The 4,998-nt window shown below is 49.5% G+C and carries 6 protein-coding genes; 3 read left to right on the top strand and 3 right to left on the bottom strand.

The genetic code is table 11. The features are described from left to right. Positions 1–142: 142 nt before the first annotated feature. Positions 143–970, bottom strand: a complete 828-nt coding sequence (locus tag BW931_RS13155; protein ID WP_008592030.1) for an ABC transporter permease — start codon at positions 968–970, stop codon at positions 143–145. A 12-nt stretch (positions 971–982) separates the two neighbouring features. Further along, entirely contained in the window at positions 983–1,915 is a 933-nt protein-coding gene (locus BW931_RS13150; protein WP_008592031.1) for a daunorubicin resistance protein DrrA family ABC transporter ATP-binding protein, read from the bottom strand. A gap of 97 nt (positions 1,916–2,012) precedes the next feature. Here BW931_RS13150 and BW931_RS13145 point away from each other — a divergent pair, with 97 nt between their 5' ends. Then, positions 2,013–2,453 (top strand): MarR family winged helix-turn-helix transcriptional regulator, encoded by a 441-nt coding sequence (locus tag BW931_RS13145; protein WP_076572918.1) that lies wholly within the window; start codon positions 2,013–2,015, stop codon positions 2,451–2,453. 12 nt (positions 2,454–2,465) lie between these two features. On the opposite strand, the gene BW931_RS13140 is transcribed toward BW931_RS13145, so the two are convergent. Further along, the gene (locus tag BW931_RS13140; protein WP_076572916.1) at positions 2,466–3,455 is read right to left on the bottom strand and encodes a tetratricopeptide repeat protein; all 990 of its coding nucleotides are present in this window, start codon (positions 3,453–3,455) and stop codon (positions 2,466–2,468) included. 144 nt (positions 3,456–3,599) lie between these two features. On the opposite strand from BW931_RS13140, the gene BW931_RS13135 reads away from it, so the two are divergent. Continuing rightward, positions 3,600–4,250 carry a TVP38/TMEM64 family protein gene (locus BW931_RS13135; RefSeq protein ID WP_076572914.1) on the top strand — a complete coding sequence of 217 codons (651 nt, stop codon included), beginning with the start codon at positions 3,600–3,602 and terminating at the stop codon, positions 4,248–4,250. An 82-nt stretch (positions 4,251–4,332) separates the two neighbouring features. After that, on the top strand, positions 4,333–4,851 hold the full coding sequence (locus BW931_RS13130; RefSeq protein WP_234972656.1) for a peroxiredoxin family protein: 519 nt from the start codon (positions 4,333–4,335) through the stop codon (positions 4,849–4,851). The last annotated feature ends 147 nt before the right edge of the window (positions 4,852–4,998 follow it).

Raw genomic sequence — 4,998 nt, 5'->3', positions numbered from 1 at the left:
TTGATAAGTTACAGCTATTATAACAAATTAACGAAGTGATCTATTAAAAAACAGAAAACAAATAAAAGCTGCCGAGACTTTCTCGACAGCCTGAGACGCATGCCTCCAGAAGAGGTATGCGTCTTTTAGTATTATCCGTGTCTTATGCATTGGCACGCTGGAAACTGAAGGTCGCGAAAAGTACAAGAACCGCGGCGAAACCTGCGATGAACAGCACTTCAGCGAACATCGTCACTTCCTGTCCGAGCACCGTTATATTCAGCCCCATGGCTTCCGATACGGCTGCCGGAATGTTATCCACTTCAATCATCAGTTTCTTCATCACGTCCACCCCGTAAGTGACCGGGTTTATTTTGACGATGACGTCCATCCACGCGGGCATGTTACTCACCGGAAACAATGCCCCCGAGAGAAAGATCATCGGCATTACGAGAATCTGGACGGTCAGCTGGAATCCTTGCGTGGAGCGGATTACACTGGCGAACAACAGCCCGAGCCCGGACAGCGCACATCCCAGAAGAAACATGAACGGAATCACCTGCACAAGGGCTGTAATACTGTAGGAAATACCGAGAAAAGGGATGAGAAAAAACAGAAGCACTCCCTGGATCGTTGCGATCGTGGCAGCCCCGAGCATCTTGCCGATAGCGATACTTACCCGGGAAATGGGTGATACAAGAATTTCTTTCATATACCCGAAATCTTTATCCTCGATGACGGACATCGCAGAAAAAATGGAGGTCATGAGAAGCGTCATCGCTACAATCCCCGGGAATACGAATTCCACGTAGTTGAATCCTTCCGCTCCTTCCGGCATGTTACCGGCCATCATCGTTTCCATCGAACCGCTCATCCCTCCGCCGAAAATAAGCAGAAACAGAATCGGCATCGAAAAGGAGCCGATCAGCCGGGCTCTGTCCCGAAAAAATTTCGTCAAGTCTCTTTGCCAGATTGCAAATATTCCTTCCATCGATTATTCCTCCTATTCTTTCGCGTCTCCGATTTTTCTGCCTGTAAAAGCGAGAAAAACGTCATTCAGGGTCGGTTTCCGGATATTCAGTCTGGTGATGGGAATTTCCAGAGTTTTAATGAAGGAAGAGATGAAGGCGTCACTGCTCTCCACTTTCAGATGAATCGTATCGCCTTCCACACTCACGTCAGCCCCCTCCACTTTCTCCTCAATTTCACGAAGAGCCTGATCGTTATCTTCTGTCGACAGTTCGATCATATCCCCTCCGAGCTGGTCTTTCAGGGAGGTCGGAGAATCCAGAGCGATAATCTCCCCCTGATCCATAATAGCGACCCGGTCGCTGATTTCCGCTTCATCGAGATAGTGGGTCGTCAGGAACATCGTAATACCCTCTTTCTCTTTCAGCTTCAGAATATATTCCCATAAGTGGGAACGTGTCTGCGGGTCCAGACCCACCGTCGGCTCATCGAGGAACAGAACCTTCGGGTAGTGAAGCAGTCCACGGGCGATTTCAAGACGCCGTTTCATACCGCCCGAAAAAGTTTCCACCCGCTGCTTCCGTTCATCGACGAGGTCTACAATCTCAAGCACCTCCCCGATGCGTTCCTGACGCTTATCTTTCGGCACCCCGTAGAACCGGCAGTGCAGCATCAGATTCTCGTTGGCGGTCAGTTTCTCATCGAGCGTATTTTCCTGAAAAATGATACCGATGCTGGCGCGTACTTTATCTTTTTCTTTTTTGGCGTCATATCCATTGATCATGATGCTCCCGGAGGTTGGTTTTAGCATCGTACAGATCATATTGATCGTCGTACTTTTGCCGGCTCCGTTCGGCCCGAGAAACCCGAAGATTTCCCCTTCCTCCACTTCAAAATTGATGGCTTTCACCGCTTCGGTCTGTTTGTATTTCTTCGTCAGATCTTTCACAGAAATCACCGGGTCCATGTATTTTCCCCCTCTGCGTAATAGTTATGATATAATAACTATTACCCATTATCCACTTTCCCCCTGGAAAAGTCAAAAGAGAAGGAGCGTGAAGAAGATGACGACGGATAACGAGCTGATCGACCAGATACTGAGCATCCTCCCCGCTCTTCCGAAGAAGCTGTTCGGCGAGGTGCGGCCATTCGAAGAAAAAGACCTTCACCCTACCCACCTGCACATTCTTCATATGGTGGAGCAGGATGGACCGTTGCCGATGAAAACGGTGGCGGAGAAGCTTTCCATCAAAAAATCAAACCTTTCCCCGCTCGTCGGAAAACTGATTGAGCACGGACTGCTGGAGAAGAAGAAATACGAAAAAGACCGTCGCGTGACACTCATCCGGCTAACCGGGGAGGGGGAAGCTTTTCTCAGTAACAAAAAGCACTATATGAAAGATAAGATGCGCGAGCGGCTGGAATCGCTCACCCGGGAAGAGCGGGAAACGCTGCACAATACGTTTTCCAATCTGGCAGTCATTCTGGACAAAATGAACCGGTAAGTTTCTTCCATCTCAGTAAATCTGCTCATCAGCCCGGTGCACAATTATGAAAGGGACGGCGGCAGTGAACGTGCAAATGCCGTGTTCCATGGTGAGGGCTTCTGTGAGTCCGAGCTCCTCCAGCTTACGGCTCAGGCGGCTTACTCTCTGCCTGAACGTCGTCGGTCTCACTACCCCCTCTTCCCCGGCCAGTTCTGCCATTACCCCGGCATCAAGCGGCTCTTCCCGGGAGAACTGGAGAAGGTAGTAAAGGATTTTCCCGTAATCCCGGCTTATTTCTTCCGTGTGACCATCAAACCCGATTTCTATCGTCTCATCTCCAAAGTACAGATGTCCGGTACCCAGCTCTTTCCGGGACAGGGCGTCCTCCGCTTCTCCCTTAGAGAGAAACTCCTCGTTCTCTTTCGTTATTTTCAGGAAAGCACGGTTGCTTAAATAGCTCTCGGTCGCCTGCAGTTTTTCGTACAAACGATCCATATCGGAAGAGGAGAACGGTTCGTATTTCCCCGGTACAGAAAGAACATTCATCTTCTCGTGGACATCATACAGAACATGTAATTCACTCGTGATAAGGTAGAGATGAGCATAGTACAGCTGCCTTTCATTTAAGGGGAAACGTTTGGCCCGTCCCTGAACTTCCACCGCTTTTGAAAAATGACTTCCCGCTTCTGTGAATCTTCCTCTCCGCAAATAAAGAAGACCGAGACGGTAATGAGCGAGAGGAAGATGGTCTTCAAAGTGGAGGGCCTGCTTCAGGGCATCGATGGCCTCTTTTTCGTCTTTTCTGTATATTGTTTTCCTATAGGGGCCGTACTCCACCAAATAATAAATGAGTTTCTTTTCAATGTCCGCAGCGAGATCCCTGTCATTTTCCCTTCTTAACTGCTGCCTCAGTTCCCTGTACAAAGCTATAAGACGGGAATAGCCGCCTTTTTCCGCTTCAAGATTTCCTTTCGCTTCCCGGATCTCCTCCGGAAGATCGTCACTCGTCCTTTTCGGCATTTGTCCCTGCCTCCTTTTACATACTCTCGTTTTCCTATTCCCCGAACTTCCTTTTTCTCAGCACGTGTAAGGAAAAATACATACTTTTGTCGCGAGATACGTTAAAGTGAAAAAAAGACAGACAACAGGAAGGGAAAGATACTTATGTTTTCAAAATCCCAGTGGCTGAAAATCATTTTGGTCCTTTCGCTATTTCTTACCGCCGCCTACATCACCCATTTCCGCCTGGAGCTCAGCCCTTCCGACATCCGCGACTTCATTTTGTCGTTCGGGTGGTGGGGACCTTTCGTCTTTTTCCTCATCTATACTGCCGGGCCTCTCATATTTCTGCCGACGTCCGTGCTGTCTCTCGGAGCCGGTCTTCTCTTCGGGGTGTGGCCGGGGGTACTGTACATTATCATCGGAGCGACGGGAGCCGGCATGACGGGTTACGTGATGGCGCGGCTGTTCGGAAAGTCCGTCGTCCCACTGGATAACTTTTCCTGGGGAGAGAAACTGTTCAGAAGAATGGAGGAGCGCGGCTTCGTGTACATCTTCGTGCTGCGGCTCGTTCCCATCGTCAGTTTCGACCTGCTCAGCTACGCAGGCGGAATCGCCAGGGTACGCTTCCGTTCGTACATCCTTGCCACTGTCCTGGGGATGATTCCGGGCACGTTCGTCTACAGTTTCCTCGGGTCAAGCCTTGCTTCCGGAAGTATAGTGACGGTTGCGATAGCGGCATCAGTATTTGTACTTATGGTGGCGGTTACGTATTATTTCCGGGCCCCGGTCAAAAAATGGCTCGGACTTTCCTGAGAAAATATCGACTTTTTCAGTAATCGGACATTTAAACTTTCTCTCACAGGGTAAAAGAAGCCTATAAAGGAGAGTGTATACGTTGGATGATTTCAGATTGAACCAGATGGCTCCGGATTTCACGCTTAAAAGTACGGGCGGAGAAGAGTACAGCTTATCGAAAATGGTAGAGGAAAGCGGAGACGACTGGCAGCTCCTCGTTTTCTTCCGGGGGTCCTGGTGTCCTGCCTGTATGGAAGAACTAAAACAATTCGAAGAGGAGAAAGAATACTTCGACAAACACCAGATTCGTCTGACCACAATCACCTATGACGATAGGGAAAAACTCGAGGAGATGGTTGATGAGCATGGCTTCAGTTTCCCGGTTCTCGTGGATGAAGATATGGACTTTCTTCAGACGTACGATGTTCATTTCCACGGAGAAGATGCTCCTTATGAGGACCACGGCACCCACGGGGAGCCTGCCTATTTCCTGGTGGACGATAAGGGAAAACTGCTGTATCAGCAGCGTCAGACGAGCCCGTTCGGCCGCCCGCACCCGAAGGAACTGCGTAAAATCATTCTGTACATCCGCAAAAATCTGAAGCAGGAGCCTGAATAGAACTCAGGAACTATCAGGTACAGATTAAGCGAAACCGAACTCTTCAGTTCGGCAGCTTGTAGAGAAACCCCGTGTTTTTCTGCAAGCTTTTTTTGTGCAGTTCGTGCGGGCGAATACCACTCGCTTTCCGCGGACGAACGCCCGAGC

The organism is Salimicrobium salexigens, from assembly GCF_900156705.1.
Taxonomy (GTDB): domain Bacteria; phylum Bacillota; class Bacilli; order Bacillales; family Halobacillaceae; genus Salimicrobium; species Salimicrobium album.
This window is presented reverse-complemented; position numbering and strand designations above follow the sequence as displayed.